The sequence below is a fragment of the Oleiphilus sp. HI0117 genome, from assembly GCF_001635235.1.
Genome location: NZ_LWGA01000147.1, coordinates 1 through 940, shown reverse-complemented (window position 1 = coordinate 940; position 940 = coordinate 1). Strand labels below are relative to the sequence as shown.

Here is a 940-nt window from a genome sequence, read left to right as displayed (position 1 = left end):
GCGCCCTCAAGTTCAGGAACGATTAACAAAGCAAATTTTAGTTGCGCTGCAAGTCTTACTCAATACCGACAACGTCGCAGTATCAATTAACGCAACACATTATTGCGTTAAATCCCGAGGTATTATGGATGCAAACTCTGAAACATCAACGACAGCCTTAGGAGGTTCCTTTAAAACCAACCCACAGACACGCGCTGAGTTTCTACAAGAGGCCCATCAATAATTGATTGCTACACAATCAATGGCGGGGACAAACACCATCGCTGTTTATCCCCAGAGCTATCGGCGTGATAGCAAGCAGCGCTGCGCCTAAACAGGCACAGCCAAACCAATCCTATCGCGCAAGCCAAAGCGATTAAGTAGCTTGTAGCTTTTCCAACCCAGCACACTAACCGATGTCATCACTCCTGCCATCATCGCGCCACCAATGCCACAGCTAAGCACATCCTGGCCAGTTAGATACAAGCCGGGAATTCGCGTCTCAGGTCGCAGCCAGTCTTGCTCAAAACGAGAAGGGTCATGATTAAGTCCATAGAGCTCACATTTTTTGTAGGCGCAGAAGAAGTTTGTCGACAAGGGCGTACTGGTTTCGTGATAGTCGATTTTACCTTCTAAGTGAGGCATTTTTTCATAGAGTGCTTTCAGCATANGCTCGGTAAACATGTCTTTGAGTGCTTCGTAGTCCGTGCCTCGTTTCCCCCATGGCTGGTCTTCCCACTTTTCAAACCATTCATAAGGACAAGGCGCAACGATTTCTATCGTCGACTTGCTAGGGTTCTTTCGCTGCCATTCAGGGTCTTTTGCAGACGGAAATGAAATATACACCGCAGGCAAAGGCTTATCTTTGTCATTCTCAAACGCATCCAAAGCACTATCGGCGTCATAATCAGGAAAGATCCAGAAGTTCGTCTTGGGTAGCTTCAATTCTTCAGTGCTGCCC

The 940-nt window shown here is 47.2% G+C and carries 2 protein-coding genes; one reads left to right on the top strand and one right to left on the bottom strand.

Annotated features, from left to right (window positions below; translation table 11 throughout):
- Positions 1-223: GTP cyclohydrolase I (locus tag A3757_RS01970; RefSeq protein WP_197469654.1), on the top strand; the 223-nt coding region annotated here is incomplete at its 5' end.
- Between the two features lie 86 nt (positions 224-309).
- Here the strand turns inward: A3757_RS01970 and A3757_RS26130 are convergent.
- Positions 310-940, bottom strand: a 631-nt coding sequence (locus A3757_RS26130; protein ID WP_369819518.1) for a phytoene desaturase family protein, incomplete at its 5' end; no start/stop codon positions are given.